Source organism: Mediterranea massiliensis (assembly GCF_900128475.1).
GTDB classification, from domain to species: Bacteria; Bacteroidota; Bacteroidia; order Bacteroidales; family Bacteroidaceae; genus Bacteroides; species Bacteroides massiliensis_E.
Window position 1 is genome coordinate 483,809 of sequence record NZ_LT635837.1, and the last position, 18,442, is coordinate 502,250.

General features: G+C 51.1%; 16 protein-coding genes and 1 pseudogene. 7 read left to right on the forward strand and 10 right to left on the reverse strand.

Annotation, left to right across the window (positions count from 1 at the left end):
- Positions 1-38 precede the first annotated feature (38 nt).
- The 5 genes from BQ7483_RS09875 to BQ7483_RS09895 form a co-directional block, all read right to left on the reverse strand.
- A complete protein-coding gene (locus BQ7483_RS09875; protein ID WP_072545750.1) occupies positions 39-1,286 on the reverse strand; it encodes a DUF1015 domain-containing protein in 1,248 nt (415 codons plus the stop codon).
- A 28-nt stretch (positions 1,287-1,314) separates the two neighbouring features.
- A complete protein-coding gene (locus BQ7483_RS09880) occupies positions 1,315-2,238 on the reverse strand; it encodes an NAD(P)-dependent oxidoreductase (RefSeq protein WP_072545751.1) in 924 nt (307 codons plus the stop codon).
- Between the two features lie 131 nt (positions 2,239-2,369).
- Positions 2,370-3,437 (reverse strand): 3-phosphoserine/phosphohydroxythreonine transaminase, encoded by a 1,068-nt coding sequence (serC, locus tag BQ7483_RS09885; protein WP_072545752.1) that lies wholly within the window; start codon positions 3,435-3,437, stop codon positions 2,370-2,372.
- Between the two features lie 281 nt (positions 3,438-3,718).
- Complete coding sequence (locus BQ7483_RS09890) at positions 3,719-5,044, reverse strand: DEAD/DEAH box helicase (RefSeq protein ID WP_072545753.1); 1,326 nt, start codon at positions 5,042-5,044, stop codon at positions 3,719-3,721.
- Between the two features lie 38 nt (positions 5,045-5,082).
- Positions 5,083-5,862 carry a DUF5694 domain-containing protein gene (locus tag BQ7483_RS09895; RefSeq protein WP_139247623.1) on the reverse strand — a complete coding sequence of 260 codons (780 nt, stop codon included), beginning with the start codon at positions 5,860-5,862 and terminating at the stop codon, positions 5,083-5,085.
- A gap of 286 nt (positions 5,863-6,148) precedes the next feature.
- On the opposite strand from BQ7483_RS09895, the gene BQ7483_RS09900 reads away from it, so the two are divergent.
- The 4 genes and pseudogenes from BQ7483_RS09900 (at position 6,149) to BQ7483_RS09915 (ending at position 8,829) form a co-directional block, all read left to right on the forward strand.
- Positions 6,149-6,973, forward strand: coding sequence for a DUF4377 domain-containing protein (locus tag BQ7483_RS09900; protein ID WP_083535696.1), 825 nt, complete (start codon positions 6,149-6,151; stop codon positions 6,971-6,973).
- A 237-nt stretch (positions 6,974-7,210) separates the two neighbouring features.
- Positions 7,211-7,689: pseudogene (locus BQ7483_RS09905) on the forward strand (RNA polymerase sigma factor).
- A 12-nt stretch (positions 7,690-7,701) separates the two neighbouring features.
- A complete protein-coding gene (locus BQ7483_RS09910) occupies positions 7,702-8,286 on the forward strand; it encodes a hypothetical protein (protein ID WP_072545755.1) in 585 nt (194 codons plus the stop codon).
- Positions 8,287-8,430: 144 nt separating this feature from the next.
- Positions 8,431-8,829 carry a BamJ family beta-barrel-assembly machinery protein gene (locus BQ7483_RS09915; protein ID WP_072545756.1) on the forward strand — a complete coding sequence of 133 codons (399 nt, stop codon included), beginning with the start codon at positions 8,431-8,433 and terminating at the stop codon, positions 8,827-8,829.
- Between the two features lie 7 nt (positions 8,830-8,836).
- On the opposite strand, the gene hisB is transcribed toward BQ7483_RS09915, so the two are convergent.
- The 5 genes from hisB to BQ7483_RS09940 all read right to left on the reverse strand — a co-directional run bounded on the left by hisB (position 8,837) and on the right by BQ7483_RS09940 (position 14,352).
- The gene (hisB, locus tag BQ7483_RS09920; protein ID WP_072545757.1) at positions 8,837-9,988 is read right to left on the reverse strand and encodes a bifunctional histidinol-phosphatase/imidazoleglycerol-phosphate dehydratase HisB; all 1,152 of its coding nucleotides are present in this window, start codon (positions 9,986-9,988) and stop codon (positions 8,837-8,839) included.
- Positions 9,989-9,998: 10 nt separating this feature from the next.
- Positions 9,999-11,039, reverse strand: coding sequence for a histidinol-phosphate transaminase (gene hisC, locus BQ7483_RS09925; RefSeq protein WP_072545806.1), 1,041 nt, complete (start codon positions 11,037-11,039; stop codon positions 9,999-10,001).
- Between the two features lie 32 nt (positions 11,040-11,071).
- Positions 11,072-12,364 carry a histidinol dehydrogenase gene (gene hisD / locus BQ7483_RS09930; protein WP_072545807.1) on the reverse strand — a complete coding sequence of 431 codons (1,293 nt, stop codon included), beginning with the start codon at positions 12,362-12,364 and terminating at the stop codon, positions 11,072-11,074.
- A 17-nt stretch (positions 12,365-12,381) separates the two neighbouring features.
- Positions 12,382-13,233, reverse strand: a complete 852-nt coding sequence (gene hisG / locus BQ7483_RS09935) for an ATP phosphoribosyltransferase (protein WP_022021036.1) — start codon at positions 13,231-13,233, stop codon at positions 12,382-12,384.
- Between the two features lie 288 nt (positions 13,234-13,521).
- On the reverse strand, positions 13,522-14,352 hold the full coding sequence (locus BQ7483_RS09940; protein ID WP_072545758.1) for an AraC family transcriptional regulator: 831 nt from the start codon (positions 14,350-14,352) through the stop codon (positions 13,522-13,524).
- 154 nt (positions 14,353-14,506) lie between these two features.
- Here BQ7483_RS09940 and BQ7483_RS09945 point away from each other — a divergent pair, with 154 nt between their 5' ends.
- The 3 genes from BQ7483_RS09945 to BQ7483_RS09955 all read left to right on the forward strand — a co-directional run bounded on the left by BQ7483_RS09945 (position 14,507) and on the right by BQ7483_RS09955 (position 18,436).
- Positions 14,507-15,787 (forward strand): TolC family protein, encoded by a 1,281-nt coding sequence (locus BQ7483_RS09945; RefSeq protein WP_235847340.1) that lies wholly within the window; start codon positions 14,507-14,509, stop codon positions 15,785-15,787.
- A 61-nt stretch (positions 15,788-15,848) separates the two neighbouring features.
- The gene (locus tag BQ7483_RS09950) at positions 15,849-16,883 is read left to right on the forward strand and encodes an HlyD family secretion protein (protein WP_022021033.1); all 1,035 of its coding nucleotides are present in this window, start codon (positions 15,849-15,851) and stop codon (positions 16,881-16,883) included.
- A gap of 5 nt (positions 16,884-16,888) precedes the next feature.
- Positions 16,889-18,436 (forward strand): efflux MFS transporter permease, encoded by a 1,548-nt coding sequence (locus BQ7483_RS09955; protein ID WP_235847341.1) that lies wholly within the window; start codon positions 16,889-16,891, stop codon positions 18,434-18,436.
- Positions 18,437-18,442: the final 6 nt, after the last annotated feature.

An 18,442-nucleotide genomic window follows, 5' to 3' on the forward strand; every position in this document is an offset into this window, starting at 1 on the left:
GAACGCGCCCTCCTTTCTATCAGACAAATATCCTTTCTTTATTCCAACTTATGGATGATGAGTCCCGAACGGAGTTTCGGCTCGAACCACGTTGTCTTGGGCGGCATGATGTTGCCGGTATCAGCGATATCCATCAGTTGCTTCATGCTAACCGGATAAAGCGCCAAAGCTACCTTCATCTCTCCGCTGTCCACCCGACGCTTCAATTCGCCCAATCCACGGATACCACCCACAAAGTCTATACGCTTGTCGGAGCGCAAATCCTTGATGCCCAAGATTTCATCCAAAATCAGATTGGATGAGATGGTGACGTCCAGCACACCGATGGGGTCATTGTCATCGTAAGTACCAGGCTTGGCTGTCAGGCTATACCACTTGCCATCCAGATAAAGGGAGAAGTTGTGCAACCCCGCAGGCTTGTAAATCTCCGTACCCTTCTCTTCCACAATGAAATTTTTGTTCAATGCTTCCAAAAACTGCTGGGGTGTCAAGCCGTTGAGATCTTTCACCACGCGGTTGTAGTCAATGATGGTCAGCTGGTTGGCAGGGAAGCAGACGGCCATGAAGTAATTGTACTCCTCGTCGCCCCGATGATGGGGATTCTGCTTGGCCTTCTCGGCACCCACCAAGGCGGCAGCCGCACTGCGATGGTGCCCGTCGGCAATGTAAAGGGCAGGCATCTTGGCAAACTCGCGCGTGATGGTAGCGATGTCTTCCGGCTGGTCGACAATCCAGAAGGTATGGCCGAAACCGTCGTCGGGAGCCACAAAGTCATACACCGGTTTCTGTGCTGTATAGCGGGCAATGAGGGCATCAAGTGTCTTGTTGTCGGGATAGGCAAAGAATACCGGCTCGATGTTGGCATTGTTCACGCGGACATGCTTCATGCGGTCTTCCTCCTTGTCGCGACGAGTCAGCTCGTGCTTCTTGATGACTCCGTTCATATAATCAGGCACGTAGGCACCTACCACCAGGCCGAACTGGGTCTTGCCGTTCATGGTCTGGGCGTAGATATAATAATTTTCCTTTTCGTCCTGCACCAGCCAACCCTTGTCCTGAAACTTCTGGAAATTCTCCGCGGCCTTCTGATAGACACGCGGATCGTGTTCATCGGTACCTACAGGAAAATCAATCTCGGGCTTGATGATATGATAGAGCGACATCTCATTACCTTCGGCCTCAGCACGGGCTTCGTCAGAGTTCAACACGTCGTAAGGGCGTGAAGCTACTTTTTCCACCAGGTTCTGTGGCGGACGGATGCCTTTGAATGGTTTGATTGTTGCCATGATATCGTTTCTGAAATCTGAATGAGTATTATTTTTTGTTCACACGGAATTTCTCACAACCGTCTTTCAGGAAGCCGACAATCTGCTTGGCAGCAGCGATACCGGCATTGATGTTGGCTTCAGCCGTCTGGGCTCCCATCTTCTTGGGCGTAGAGAAGTAACGGCCGGGGAACTTGGAAGCAAACTCTTCGTTGGCAGCCGGCATGATGTCAGTCATATACTTCAGGTCAGCGCGCTCTTCCATCAGCTGGATCAGTTCGGCTTCGTTGATGACTTCCTTGCGGGCCGTATTTACCAACAGACCACCCTTCGGCATGCGTCCCACGAGGGCATGATTAATGGAGTTCTTTGTCTCGGCAGTTGCGGGTATGTGCAAGGAAACGATGTTGCAAGTAGAATAGAGCTCCTCGGCACTGGCCACGGCCTTCACGCCGTCAGCCTCGATCACGTCCTTGGGGCAGAAAGCGTCGTAAGCATAGATGTCCATACCGAAGCCCTTGGCTATACGTGCCACGTTGCGGCCTACATTGCCGTATGCATGAATACCCAGCTTCTTTCCCTTCAACTCGGAGCCGGACGTGCCGTTGTACATGTTGCGTACCGCCATCACCATCAGTCCAAAAGCCAGTTCGGCTACGGCGTTGGAATTCTGCCCCGGTGTATTCATCACGCATACATTGTGAGCCGTAGCGGCTTCCAGATCCACGTTATCGTAACCGGCCCCGGCACGTACCACAATCTTCAGCTGTTTGGCTGCATCGAGCACTTCCGCATCGATGACATCACTACGGATAATGATGGCATCGGCATCTTTCACAGCTTCCAGCAATTTGGCTTTCTCGCCATATTTTTCCAGCAGAGCCAGTTCGTAACCTGCTGCTTCTATCTCATTACGGATGCCGTCTACGGCCACTTTGGCAAACGGTTTATCAGTTGCTACCAATACTTTCATAACTACAGTGTTTTTAAATGGTTGAAAAAAGAATTCACCACAGAACACACCATCATCACAGTCATCATCCCATAAGAGTATCTGTGGTAATCTGTGCAATCTGTGGTGAAGAACAATTGGTTTATTCTAAATTAATGAAGTTTCTCAAATTCCTGCATGCAGTCTATCAAGGCCTGTACGCTTTCCTTCGGAAGAGCGTTGTAGCACGATGCACGGAAACCGCCCACTGAACGGTGTCCCTTGATGCCCACCATACCTCTTTCGGTAGCGAACTTCAGGAAGTCAGCCTCCAGTTCCTTGTATTCGGGAGCCATGACGAAGCAGATATTCATGCGCGAACGGTCTTCCTTGGCAGCCGTACCTACAAACAACTTGTTGCGATCTATTTCTCCATAAAGCATCGCAGCCTTTTCGATGGCACGGCGTTCCATTTCCTTCACCCCACCCTGGGCCTTGATCCACCGGAGGGTCAGCATGGCGGAATAGATGGGCAGTACGGGAGGTGTATTGAACATCGAACCACCGTCGATGTGAGTCTGATAGTTCAGCATGGTCGGGATGTAGCGGGAAACCTTGCCCACAGCCTCGTTCTTCACGATCACGAACGTCACACCTGCAGGAGCCAAATTTTTCTGGGCACCCCCGTAAATACAGATATACTTGGAAACGTCTACAGGACGGGAAAGGATATCAGACGACATATCGGCCACCATGGGTACGGGTGAATCCGGGTCTTTCAAGATTTCAGTACCGTAGATCGTGTTGTTGGTTGTGATATGGAAATAGTCGGCGTCTGCCGGAACGGTATAATCTTTGGGGATATAAGTATAGGTAGATTCTGCCGAGCTGGCCACCTCTACCGTCTCGCCAAAACCTTTGGCCTCTTTCATTGCCTTCTTGGCCCAAACGCCTGTATTCAGATAAGCCGCTTTCTTTTCAAGGAAATTATAGGGAACCATGCAGAACTGGGTACTGGCACCACCACCGAGGAACAGAACGGAATAACCGTCAGGGATATTCAGCAATTCCTTGAACAAGGCAACCGCTTCGTCCATCACGGCCTGAAAATCTTTGGAACGATGGCTGATTTCCATAACGGAAAGGCCTGAGCCGTTAAAATCCAATACACCTTTTGCTGTTTCTTCGATGACTTCACGCGGAAGGATGGAAGGTCCTGCACTGAAATTATGCTTTTTCATTGTAAAAATAGTTTTGGTTATACGATGCGTTATTTATGTCTTTCGACATGGCGAATTTACGGATTTAATTCAATAAACCAAACTTTTCCATTCATTTTCTCACCTTTCAGGGGGAAATGCTTTCCAATTTATTGCATTTCGCCGCATATACCCACTATTTTGTTATGTAGAGATAGCAAATTTCACCTAAAGAACCTATCAAAATGTAAGAGCCAAAACCATTATTGCTCCATATACCCACTATATAGTTTACAAAATGAAAGTTAAAACAGTGTCATTCATCACTTGGCTTCTTCAATCAAAGTCCTTATTCCCTTGATTTTTTCGCCCTGAACCAAGGAAAGCAGCTGCTTGCACTTGCTGCGGCGGACGGCCACAAAAGCGTAGTGGTCCTTTACGTCGACCTGCCCCACGTCTTCGCGCGACAAGCCACCTTTCTTATATAGAAAACCTACAATATCCACCTTGTTCAACTTATCTTTTTTCCCCTTACCTATATATAAGGTAGTCCATCGTGCCTTGACAGGTTTGGGCGTTTCTTCGGGCAACGTAAAAACCGGGATATCCTGAGGTACATATTCGGGCAATCGTTCTTCCGAATGGAGCAGCAGGAACGACGAGCCTGTAGCCTCCCAGCGGGCAGTACGTCCGTTGCGGTGTGTAAAGGCCTCTTCATTGACCGGCAAATGATAGTGCACGATATTCTCCACGCCAGGTATGTCAAGTCCACGGGCAGCCAGGTCGGTAGACACCAATACGGGCGAGCTGCCGTTCCGGAATTTGTAAAGTGCCCGTTCGCGGTCGGGCTGCTCCATGCCTCCATGAAAAGCCTCGCAAGGAAACTTCTTCGATTGCAGGTAACCGACCACGCGATCTACGCTCTCCCGGTAGTTGATGAACACCAGTGTCGGCTTGTAAGCCACGGTGCAAAGCAACCTGTACAAGGTGTCGAGCTTGTCTTTCTGGGGCGAAAGGACCTGTTGCAAAGTCAGTCGCGAAGAGACTCCTCCTTCCGTCAGGAAATCCAGTTTCTCTAAGCCAGCCTCTCCTTCGGCCACCCCCGTAAACCGAGGAATCTCTTCGGCATCGGTCGCCGAAAGCAGCACCCGTTTTTTCAGGGCGGGAAGCTGACCTACCACTTCGGCCATCTCTTCCTGAAAGCCGAATTCCAGGCACTTGTCGAATTCGTCGATGACCAGCGTCCGAATCTCTTCTACGCCGAAATTACCCTTGTGCAGATGGTCGTTCATACGTCCGGGCGTCCCCACGATAACTGCCGGTTTCAGGCTCTTCATTGTCCGATGCTCGTCCATGGCCGGACGGCCTCCGTAACAGCTCATCACCTTGAAACCCGTGTTCATGGCTTTGAATACACCCTCTATCTGTAAGGCCAGTTCGCGCGAAGGAACCAACACAACCGCCTGCACTGCCTCCGTCGAGGCCGACAGCCCTTGTACCAACGGCAAGAGAAAGGCCAGCGTCTTTCCCGAGCCGGTGGGTGAAAGCACAATCAGGCTTCTGCACGATTCATACACACGCCCTACGGTCTCCTGCATAGGGTTCAACTGTTCTATCTTGAGATTATCCAGAATATCGTTCGTTTTCATTATCCAATCATAACTTTTGTCTACGCGTTTCCTTATGCCTAAAATTCCCAGTATTCCTTAAGCTCCACCCCCTCACACTCCTTCAACAACTTCAAGAGTCCGGGTTTATGTTCCAGACCGACCAATACCAACAGACGCTTGCCAGGATAGACTTCGGCCATCCGGCGGATATTGGCAGCCATCACCACGTTGCGCTCATACCAACGGGACGACCAAAGACGAACAAAGCTTCGCCAATGATTGAGCATCTCCTCCGTTTCCACAATGGACACCAACTTCTGATAAAGGATATACTCACGAAGCGACAAGTATCCCATCGTCATGCTGGAATTCATGTCGCGGGGTGAAGCGAATTTCATATCATTATAGTTCATCACTTGGAGAATCAACTCCATGTCCTCCCGATTTTTCCGGCTCAGTTTATCCGCCCGATACAAGGCCAATGCGTCACGCCACATGCTGTCCTGCCGTTCAAAGTACCGATGCTCCCGATACCATTCATTCCGGCCCGTAATTTCGAAAGGACGTAAATCCACACCCTGCTCCTGCTGGTAGCGGTGCGCTCCTATGGTTTCGTTAGTCGACAGAAGGTCGGGATACTTCTCCAGATTGAAGCGGAAGTTTTTGTCGAAGAAAGAAGAATCCAGCTCCATCAACACGACATCAGGCTGTACTCGCAACAGAATGGCATAGACACTGTCGCTATTGAAGTATACACGAGGTTCATGCTTCGTCCCCACCAAACAAACTTCGGTCTGTCCCTGCACCCGGCAAAGACTACAAAAAATAAACAGGCAAAGTATCAGACTTTTTTTCATACTCTCATAATAATGGTACACCTTGGCACAAAGATAACACTTCCATTTCAAAAGCAAACAGCTTTGAGCAAGCGAAAGGGAAAAATACGTCCGATGACAGGAAATTATAATAGGATTATTATCTTTGTAATTGAGTTAAGAATATCCTTCCTAACCGAAACGACATGTGAGAGAGAAAGAAGAAACGTTATGCCCGTCTCATACTTGAAAAAACGGCATACCGGCTCACGTTTCTGGCATTTCAAACCTAAAACCTCTATTGAACCTATAGAGAAATTGTATAACCATGAGCAAGTTCATCATTTTCCTGTTTACGTTCGTTTGCCTCTTTTGGACAGCTTGTAATAATGACGACAAGCCTACAGATATTGTGAAGGAGATTGCCATGTCGGTATCTTCGGAAACGGGCATCATGTATGCTCTATTCGATACTGATAGAGAGCACCCCATCGAATGTATGCTCGTCAAGACCGAAGACAATTTCAAAGAATGGCAACCGCTTGCTTTCGATGCCATCGAAGGCTTCACCTACGAACGAGGGCATGAATATGAACTTCGGGGCAAAAGAACCATTCTTGCCAATCCGCCGATGGATGCCCCAGACCGCACCTATACGCTTGTATCCATTCTTCAGGACCGGCTTGTCACTGAGCCTGAGACACCGGATGACAAAGAAATCCAATCGGAAGAAGATATCGAATATGAAGAATCATGCCCCATCAACAAGTATGCTATTGCTATGGGAAAAGAACTGCTGGTTGACGATGAAGGTCATATAAGATATAATAATGGAGACCTGCTGCCTTCCTATGACATGGCCAGGCTTTGGATTGAAAACATTCTCCCTAAAGATGATCCGAATTGGATAGATTTCCAACGCATCCCTTATCAGGCAACTTATATTTATGTTTTGTCACCCCTTACGGATGAAATCCGCCTAATCAGAAACGGTTCATCGGGACCGATGTTCAAGGATATAGTTCCGGAGGACGAGTTCAATCATATCACCGGTTCCATGCAGGCAGGCGAAGAACTGCATTACGCACTGATTCTTGCCAATGTCTACAAATTAGGATTGCAGAAATTGGAGTTCACGCTGAAGAAGCAATAGTACGAACTGTCATCCTTAAATATATAAAGTACATTATTAAGGCGCGGATTACGCGGAAGAGCACGGAAAAGGATGTAAAATCAATCCGTGAATTTCCACGTAATCCGCGCCTTCATGCTACAATCTGCCAGTCCCTCTTTGGCACTTTCTCATATTCCTCCCCAAAAAGTTCTATTTTTGTGTAGTTTTTCCGACGGCGCCTGCGTCTAACGGACAAAAACAACTACTCAATTCGATATGGAAACATTGGATACTACATTTGCGCAAATGATCAGGGAGCACAAAAGCACCATCTACACGGTGTGCTTCATGTTCTCGAAAGATTCCGATGAAGTCAGCGACCTGTTTCAGGAAGTGCTCATCAATCTGTGGAAAGGCTACGCGTCTTTCCAGAACCGCAGCAGCGTTGACACCTGGATTTGGAAGGTGAGCTTCAACACCTGTATCTCCTACGAACGGAAAAGCAGAAGCGGGCCACCCTTCCACTGACCATGGACATCAACCTGTTTGAAGACAAGGACGAGGACTCCCGGCAAATCCGGCAGCTCTACGACCGCATCCACCGGCTCAAACCCTTCGACCGTGCCATCGTCCTGCTATGGCTGGAAAACATGAGCTACAAAGAGATAGGTGCCATCGTCGGCATCTCGACCAAAAACGTATCCGTGCGCCTGTATCGCATCAAGGAGGAGTTGAAAAAAATGTCGAACCGCTAAAAACGCATCAGTATGGAAAAGTATCAAGATAGCTTCGAACTGGAAGAGATGAAACAGCAAATCCGGTTATTGAAAGACAAGCTGGCCAAAGAAACCATCATCAGCGAAAAAATGATGATGCAATCCACCCGGGAAAAACTGGCCTATATCAATCGCAATAAGAGAATCATGTATATAGGAATTCCGTTTGCTCTGATCTATTGCAATATGTTCTTCATCTGGATGGACTATTCATGGATGTTCTGCGTCGTCACCTCTCTCTTTCTGATTGCTGCCTGCCTGTATCAGATATACAGCCACAAAGGCGTAAACATCCAAGAAATATCGACCGACAACCTGGTGGACATCAGCAGGGCCCTGATACGCATGAACCGTCTGGGGCTGAAATGGCTGTGTTTCGGCCTCCCTTTCGCCTTGCTATGGATTGTTTGGTTCATCATTGAGAGCTACCCCAAAGAAAGCGGAGAGTCCATCTGCATCGGAGGAGGTGTCGGTTTTGTAGTCGGAGCCGTCATAGGCCTGCGGTATCTCAAGAATGAACGCCGCAAAGCCAAGGAAGCCATCTGCGACATTGAGGAGTATACCCGGGAGGACTAAAATTCCATAGCCTACATTACTAATCCTAAACATCAACATTAGCTCCGTAAAGTGGCACTTTAGCGCGCTAAAGAGGGACTTTACGGAGCTAATGTAGGTAGTTATGAAATCCTTTTTTATCTTTGCCCCAAAATCCGAACTGATATGGCAAAGAAAGATTACATCCAGGCCAACAAAGACTGGCTGGCTGCAAAAGCAGCGGAAGAAGGCGTCAAGCCTCTGTCCAAAGGCATCTATTACAAAGTGCTGGCTTCGGGAGCCGGCGACGGCAAGCACCCCACCCCACGAAGCATCGTCACCGCCCACTACACAGGTTGGACCATCAACGGCAAGAAGTTCGACAGCAGCCGGGGCGGCACACCAGCCGCTTTCCGGCTGAGCGACCTGATTGAAGGTTGGATTATCGCCATGCAACAGATGTGTGTGGGCGACAAATGGGAAATCTACCTGCCCGCCGAAATGGGTTACGGCAAATTCTCGCAGCCCAGCATCCCCGGCGGCTCGACCCTGATTTTCGAAATCGAGCTGCTGGGCATCGCCTGAACCACCGCTAAAGCACTCCTTTGGAGGAAGGAAGTTCGTAGCGATAGATATCCCGCTTCACAGCCATCTTCAAAGCACGGGCCAAGGCCTTGAAGATACCTTCTATCTTGTGGTGTTCGTTCTGCCCCTCGGCCTTGACATGCAGGTTCATCCGCGCGGCGTCACTCAGCGACTTGAAAAAATGCAGGAACATCTCGGTAGGCATCTCTCCAATCCGCTCGCGCTTGAAGTCGGCCTGCCACACCAGCCACGGGCGTCCGCCAAAGTCGAGGCACACCTGGCACAGGCAGTCGTCCATGGGCAACGAATAGCCATAGCGTTCGATGCCCCGCTTGTCGCCCAAAGCCTTGTAGAGGCATTCACCCAAGGCCAGGGCCGTATCTTCAATGGTATGATGTTCGTCCACATAGAGGTCCCCCTTGACACGGACAGTCAGGTCGATGCTTCCATGCCGTCCTATCTGTTCGAGCATGTGGTCGAAGAAGCCGAGGCCAGTAGAAATGTCGCACCGTCCGAAACCGTCCAAGTCGACCGATACATATACATCCGTTTCGTGGGTCACCCGATGGACTTCCGCCCGACGCTCGCCGGCAAAAAGGAAATCGGCTACCCGGGCCCAGTCGGTCGTGGCCAGCACACAGACCTCTTCCAGCCCTGTACAGGCAGCGGTACCGCCTTCCGACACCGGTTTCAATGACGACTTGTCGGCCTGCAGCAGAATGGCCCGACAGCCCAGGTTCTTGGCCAGCTCCACATCGGTAGCCCGGTCGCCGATGACGTAACTGCCCGCCATATCGTACGCTTCACTATTCAGATAACGGGTCAGCATCCCTGTCCTTGGCTTGCGGGTAGGCGCCTGGTCTTCGGGAAAACTGCGGTCGATACAAACGTCGTCGAACGTGATGCCCTCGCCTTCCAGCGTCTTCATCACCAGGTTGTGCACCGGCCAGAATGTTTCTTCGGGAAACGAATCCGTCCCCAGACCATCCTGATTGGTCACCATGACAAACTCAAAATCGAGCTTGCTGCGGATGAATCCCAGGTTCCGCATCACTCCCGGATAGAACTCCAGCTTCTCGAAAGCATCCAGCTGGTAGTCGACGGGCGGTTCGATGACCAACGTCCCGTCGCGATCGATAAACAAAACTTTCTTCTTCATCTTTTTCCTTTTATGCCTGATAGTTTCTCAAAGCCTTCAGCAACTGTTCGTTTTCAAGCCGCGTACCTACCGTAATGCGCAGGCAGTTTCCACAACGGGCCACGGTATGGCGGTTGCGCACAATAATCCCCTGCTCGACCAGATAGCGGTAGATAGCTACGGCATCGGTCACACGCACCAGAAAGAAATTGGCATCCGACGGAAACACCTGGACCGTACAGGGCAATTCTTTGACAGCCTCTTCCAGCCATACTCGTTCTTCCTTCAGGATCTTGACCCACCGTTCCACCTCATAGTGCCGGAGCACCATCTCCAAAGCCTGCTTCTGGGTCAGCAGATTGACATTATACGGATATTTGATCTTATTGAAGATGGCAATAATCTCTTCCGAAGCAAAAGCCATGCCCAGCCGGATGGCCGCACATCCCCAGGCTTTGGAAAATGTCTGAAGAACCACAATGTTCGGATAATCCGCCAAGTCGGGCAGGAAGGAACGGGCATCCGAAAAGTCAATGTAGGCCTCGTCCACCACGACAATGCCGCTGAATCGTTCGAGCAGCCTCACCATCTCGTCGCGGCAGAGGTTGTTGCCCGAAGGATTGTTGGGCGAACATAGGAACATCAGCTTGGTATGCTCATCGGCCGCAGCCAGCATCCGATCGGCCGTGAACTGGAAATTTTCGTCCAGCAACACCTTGCGGTATTCCACGTCATTGACATCGGCACACACCTGATACATGCCATACGTGGGGTCGATGGCCACCACATTGTCGATACGCGGCTCACAAAAGGCACGAAACACCAGATCGATGGCCTCATCGCTTCCGTTGCCCAGAAAAATATTCTCTGCGGGGACCTTTTTGATACGGGACAGATGCCCCTTCAAATCCCGCTGCAACGGGTCGGGATAACGGTTGTTCGGATGATTATACGGATTTTCGTTGGCATCCAGAAAAACGGAAGCATCGACTCCGCTGTATTCATCGCGGGCCGAGGAATAAGGCTTCAGCCTCCAAATATTCGGACGGACCAGTTCTTGTAACGGTTTCATCATATTCATTCAGATATATCTCACTTAAACATTCATTTCACATCACCAATGGCCTTCAAGCGCACCGCAACGGCGTTCTTGTGACCATCCAACGACTCATTGGCCGCCATCACCTCGATGGCCGGTCCTATCTGCCGAAGCCCCTCGGGACTGATTTCCTGGAAAGTCATCTTGCGGATGAAGCTGTCCAGACTGACCCCGCTATAGGCTTTGGCATACCCGTTGGTGGGCAGGGTATGATTGGTACCCGAAGCATAGTCGCCGGCACTCTCAGGAGTCAGCGAACCCAGGAAAACGGAACCGGCATGGACTATCTTCCCGGCCACAGACTGATAGTCGGCCGTCTCTATAATCAGATGCTCGGGGGCGTAGGCATTGGTCATGTCAACGGCCTCTTCCATGCTGAGTACCACAATCAGCTTGCTGTTGGCCAACGAACGTGCCGCAATTTCCTTGCGGGGCAATGCCTCCAGCTGACGCTCCACTTCGTCCTTGACAGCCTGCTGCAATTCTTTTGAAGTGGTAATCAGCATCGCCTGGCTGTCCACTCCGTGCTCGGCCTGACTCAACAAGTCGGCAGCCACAAATACGGGATCAGCCGTCCCGTCGGCCAGGACTTCCACTTCCGACGGTCCGGCCGGCATGTCGATGGCCACATCGCGCAGACCAACCAACTGCTTGGCTGCCGTGACATACTGATTGCCCGGACCGAAAATCTTATACACCTTGGGGATGCTCTGCGTACCGTAGGCCATCGCTGCTATTGCCTGCACGCCACCGGCCTTGAACACCTGCTGCACACCCGCTACACGGGCGGCAAACAGAACGGCCGGATGTACCTTGCCGTCACGCCCCGGAGGGGTACACAACACAATCTCCCGACACCCGGCTATGCGGGCAGGCACGGCGAGCATCAGTACCGTGGAAAACAGGGGAGCCGTTCCTCCCGGAATATACAGACCCACTTTCTCGATGGCTACCGCCTTCTGCCAGCAGACAACCCCCGGACGGGTTTCTACCTTCTTGCCTTCAAAACGCTGCGAAGCGTGGAAGGCGGCGATATTGTCGGTAGCCAGCCGGATGGCAGCCTTCAGCTCTTCGCTCACCCGATGTTCGGCTTCCTCGAACTCCTCCGGCGATACCGCCAGGGTCGTCAGTTCTACCTTGTCAAACTGGCGTTCATATTCGCGTACAGCCTCATCGCCCTCCGCCTTCACACGGCCGATGATGCCCTGCACCACGCCAAACAAACTTTCCGTATTCATGACAGGGCGCTTCAGCAACTCCTGCCATTGGGACTTTTCAGGATAATCAATCAATATCATAACCGTCTGCTTCTTTTTCAAATAATCATTTTTTCAATGGGCAACACCAGAATGCCTTCCGCTCCCAGCTGCTTCAGCTTGCCGATGATTTCCCAAAAACATTTCTCGTCGAGCACCGTGTGAACCGAGCACCAGCCTTCCTGCGCCAACGGCATCACCGTCGGACTCTTCATGCCCGGCAGCACGGCCACGATGTCGTCCAGCCGTTCCTTGGGGGCATTCATCAGCACATATTTCTTGTCTTCGGCCGTCTTCACCGCATCCATGCGGAACAGCAGTTCCTTCAAGATTTCCTTCTTCTCGGCAGACAGATGCTTGTTGCCGATGAGCAATGCTTCCGACTGCATCACCACTTCCACCTCTTTCAGCCGATTGCTCACCAGCGTCGATCCCGAGCTGACAATATCGAAAATGGCATCAGCCAAGCCGATACCCGGCGACACTTCCACCGAACCGGTAATCACATGAATCTCGGCATGCACATTACACCTGTTCAGATAGTCCGACAGGATTCCCGGATAGGACGTGGCTATCTTACGTCCTTCAAACCACTCTATACCCGGATAGTCAATGTCCTTCGGCATGGCCAGTGACAGGCGGCATTTACTGAATCCCAGACGTTTCACGATTTCGGCATCTTCGCCCCGCTCTACAAATTCATTTTCGCCTACAATACCGATGTCGGCCACTCCCGTTGCCACTGTCTGCGGAATATCATCATCCCGCAGAAACAACACTTCGATGGGAAAATTGGACGACTGTACCAGCAGCGTACGTTTCGTCGCGTTCAGTTTGATGTCAGCCTCCTCCAGAAACGACATCGTCTCGTCGTAAAGACGACCTTTGGCTTGTACTGCAATTCTCAGCATAATTTTTTTCTGTTTTTATTCATATATAAAAAAAGAAGCCTGCCCACATCCGGCAAGCTTCTTCCAACCATGTATCTTTCCTTTGCACATACACCCGTCCGCCTACCGAATTGATTCGTCAGGATAATGATGATGGTGATGATGTGCAATGCTATATTTCATTTCTTTCTCGTTTTATTTCGAGACAAATGTAAACCATTCCTTTGAAACCGCCAAGAATATAACAGAAAAATTCGCTTTTATCTTTCATTTTCTCACTTTTCCCAGCTTAAAAGGTATAATTTACGGTTAAGATTCCACATCCGTATGTTTCCAACGGTTAAAGAATACACCCGGCGACATGCCAGTCACCTGCCTGAACACCCGGTTGAAATGGTTCGGCGTACTGAAACCCGCTTCATAGGCCACTTGCTGCATCGTCCTTCCTCCGTCGGAAAACAGTTCGATAGCCCTCACGATGCGCTGATGGTTCATATAATCGGGAAAACGGATTCCAGAGGCATGCAGCAGACGACTGAGGTTGCGCACTGAAAAGCCAAATTCTGTCGCCACCTGTTCGATGTGCAGATTGTCGCACAAATGCTCCATCATATAGTCGAGTACCGGATGCAGGCGGGGATCGTCGGGAATGACCAAAGTCTTCAACAGTACTTCCCGAGCCAAGCACATGGAAGGGAGCAAACGGAAGAAGCTGAGCGTAAAGTCGTATAATTCAGGTGATACCGTATGCAAGATCTTGGGTCCCCGAGAAGCGATGAACCGCAAATTTTCTGCAATGACCGTATTCGTAGAATAAATGGAAAATGTCCTTGTAGACGCTGTTTCGGACGCATCCTCTCCCCAGTCTATGTAATAAATGACCAGCGACACCTGACGGTTCTTGCTGGAAAGTTCGTGTGCCTCACCCTTGGGTATCCAGGCAATGTGCTTCTCTGGTACAAAATAACTGTCCGACCCTATCCTTACATGTAACGTACCCGACAAGGTATAGACAATCTGATGCTTTCCATGCGAATGGACTGAGAGATTGACTTCTTCCCATCCTGTCTTCTTGATGAAGATTTCTTCCGGAACCGAATCTCCAATACTGGATATGTATGCACTTTGTTCGCTATTCATTCTCTTTTCGTTGGCCTAAATCGATAAGGATATTGCAGAATTTGCAAATTCGGTACAAAAGTAAAGCTTTACCTTTGCACCATCAAATTTTTGAAGAGACAAAAAGAATAACATGCTATCTATTTTTAGACCATTGACTGTCAAATTTGCGTATTTGGCACTTTTTTTATCCTCTACCGGCTTATATGCACAAGAGCGTGTATTTACCCTGAACGAGCTATTCTCACTGGCAGACAAAAACAGTAAAAGCATCCGTCTGCACCAGCTTGTCATCCGGGAAGCCGAACAAGGCATCAAGGTAGCACGCAATGCCTACCTGCCTTCCCTCAGCGTCAGGGCTGAAGCAACGTACATCGGCGACGGTTGCATGACCGACCGTGATTTTTCGAACGCGGTCCATGCCGACATGCCCCACTGGGGAAATTCCTTCGTCGTCAAAGCACAACAGACAATCTATGCAGGAGGAAGCATTCAAAGCAGCGTCAAGCAAAGCAAGCTGCAGAAGCAGGCAGCCGAGCAGACTCACCTTGACAACCGGCAGAATCTGCGCTTCCTGCTGGCTGGATACTATCTGGACCTGTTCCAACTGAGAAACCAGGAACGGGTGTACCGCAAGAATATCGAACAGACCCACCTGCTTGTCAAAGACATGCAGGCAGCCTATCAGCAGGGAACGGCCCTAAAGAGTGACATTACCCGCTACGAACTGCAACTGCAAAACCTGGAGCTGGGACTGACCTCTACCATTAACCAGCTCAACGTACTGAACCACCAGCTGGTAACCACTATCGAATTGCCAGTCGAAACCCGCATTGTTCCTGATACTGTATACCTGAGACAACTGGTCATTGACAATCTACAGGAAGACGAATGGAAAGCCGGCATGAACGAAGCTCCCAGTATGAAACTGAACGACATCGACATCGCAATGGGCAAAAACCAGAAGCGCATGATACAGGCCGAACGCCTGCCCCACATCACGTTCTCGGCTACCAACGATTTCAACGGTCCCATCCTAGTAGAAGTCCCCCCGCTGAACAACAACTTCACCTATTGGTTTGTCGGCGTAGGCGTATCCTATAATCTGGACGCCCTTTTCAAGAGCAAACGCAAATTGCGCCAGGCCGACATTGCCATCCAGAAACTGGAAGAGAAACGCCGTCTGGCCGAGGAAGAGCTGGAGAATTCCATCCACAAGGCCTACATCAATTTGCAGGAAGCCTACATCCGCCTGCATACCCAGGAGAAAAGCGTGCAGCTGGCCCACGAGAACTTCGACATCGTGCGCCAACGATACATGAACGGCCTGGCCCTGATTACCGACATGCTCGATGCCAGCAACACCCAGCTCAACATGGAGCTGCAGCTGGCCAACTATCAGGTGGGCATCCTCTACCAATACTTTCTGCTGAAAAGACAGATTGGCACCCTATAGGCAACGGCCTCCAGCCACAGAGATCACAGTTTCATGACAAAATAAAAAGAACAGAACAGATATGATAAAGAACAAGAAAAGAGCCATTCCCAATTTCTTCATTGCCCTCGTCCTGGTAGCTGGCATCAGCTGGGTATGCGGACGATTTGTCCACCTGTCCGACGTCGAATTTACGGACAACGCACAGATACAGCAGCACCTGACGCCCGTCAGCACGCGTGTACAGGGTTTCATCAAGAAAATCTGTTTCGAAGAATACCAGAACGTCAAGAAGGGCGACACGTTGGTCATCATCGAAGATACCGAATACCGACTGAAAGTGGCACAGGCCGAGGCCGACTACCACAACGCCCTGGCCGGAAAAACAGCCATGCTCACCAGCATCAACACAGCCCAGAACAACATTCTGGTCACTGATGCCGCCATCGAGGAACAGCGCGTCCGCCTGCAGAACGCCGAAACCGACTACAAGCGCTACCAGGAACTGCTGAAGGGCGAAGCCGTCACCCCGCAGCAGTTCGACCGCGTGAAGACCGACTACGCCGCCACCCAGGCCCGCTACGAACAACTGCTGAGGCAGAAGCAGTCCACCCAGCTGACCAAAGAAGAGCAGACGCAACGCCTGGAACAGAACGAGTCGGACATCAAGCTGGCCGAAGCTGCCCTCAACCTGGCCAAGCTGAACCTTTCGTACACCATCATCCTGGCCAATGCCGACGGGGTGACGGGCCGGAAGAACATACATGAAGGCGAATTGGTACAGCAGGGACAGACCCTCGTCACGCTGGTAGACGGCACGGAGAAATGGGTCATTGCCAATTACAAGGAAACACAAACCACCTACATGAAACGCGGCCAGCTGGTAGAGGTACGCGTGGATGCCATCCCCGATGTAGTCTATGAAGGACGCATCGCCTCCATCTCCGATGCTACCGGCTCCTTCTACTCCATCATTCCCCAGGACAACTCGGCCGGCAACTTTGTCAAGGTGGAACAGCGCATCCCTGTGCGCATCGAATTTACCGAAAACAATACCGCTGAAAGCCTGCAACGCCTCCGCGCAGGCATGAATGCCGAATGCTACGTTGAACAATAACCGAAATGAAAGGGAATAAAGCCATGCCTGAACAACGCCCCCGCATACCTTACTTCAAAGAATTCCTGCCCACCCCCGTGTGCATCTTCCTCTCCATGTTTTTTGCCATGGTCTTCCAGTTCAACGGAGGTGTGTTCCTGCCCACTGCCGTGCAGATGTCCAGCGCACTGGGCTGCATCCAGGAAGATGTCAATATGGCCGGGTACGCCTCGTTCATCGGCATGACCCTGATTTTCCCGATCCTCTTCCGGCTCAAGTTCCGCTTCACTACCCGCAGCATCTTCCTCTCCGTCTGCCCGGTGCTGATAGCCTGCAACCTCATCACCCTGCACGTCAACAGCCTGCCCGTATTCATCATGGTGTGCCTCGTCTCCGGGTTCTTCCGAATGTGGGGCACGTTCGAATGCTTCTCCAACATGCGCCTCAGCGTCACTCCGTCGGGCAATTTCTCGGTCTTCTACCCCGTCATCTACATCGTTGTGCTCGAAAGCATCCAGCTCTCGGGCCTGGTGGCGACCCACATCAGCGACTGGGCCAACTGGCGCTACATGCACTGGTTTGTCATCGGCATGCTGCTTGTGGTGTGGATGTGTGTCCTGCTGTTCACACGGCCTTACCGGGCCATGAAGAAACTCCCCCTTTACGGCATCGACTGGCTGGGCGGCTTCCTGTGGGGAGTCATCCTCTTTGCCATCGTTTTCGTCTGCATCTACGGAGAATATTATGACTGGCTGGACAGTGTCGAGATCCGCTCGTGCATCGTCATCGCCGTTGTGGCCTTGATGATCAACATCAACCGCATGAGTACCCTGCGCCGCCCCTACATCGAGCCGCAGGTGTTCCGCTACCGCAATTTTCCTGTCATCCTCTTCCTGTTCCTGATGCTCTGCCTGTTCCTCACCACCTCGTCCGTGCTGCAGAACCAGTTCATGAGCTCCATTCTGCACTACGACCCGCTGAATGCCGTCTCTCTCAACTGGCTGGTGTTCACCGGTATCCTGGCCGGCGCAGGCATCGTGTTCTACCGCCAGGCCGTGCTCCACAAAGGCTACAAACTGCTCATCTCGTTAGGGTTCCTGTTGATTGTGGTCTACCAATATTACATGTACTTCCTCATCCACCCCAACCTGAATATCGAAAGCCTCTACCTGCCAAACTTTCTGAAAGGAGTCAGGCATGGCATCCTTTACATCTCGCTCACCATCTACGTGGCCAAGAGCGTACCTTTCAAACATTTCTTCCAGGGATTGTGTGTACTCAGCTTCATCCGTACCAGTATCGCCACCCCGCTGGGAACCGCCATCCTGACCCGCTGGATGAGGCAACTGCAACAGGACAACATCGGCCTCCTCAGCCGGCGCATGGACGGAGTGAACGGCTGGACGCCCGACGTGTCTATCCGCAACCTCTACGCCGTCGTCTCGCAACAGACCACGCTGACCAGCTTGAAAGAACTGTTCGGCATTGTCTGCATTTGCGGCACCGTCTTGCTGGCAGGCATCTTCACCTACCGGTTGTGGAAAAGATACATTCCACTCCGCTACCGGGGCTAAAGACCA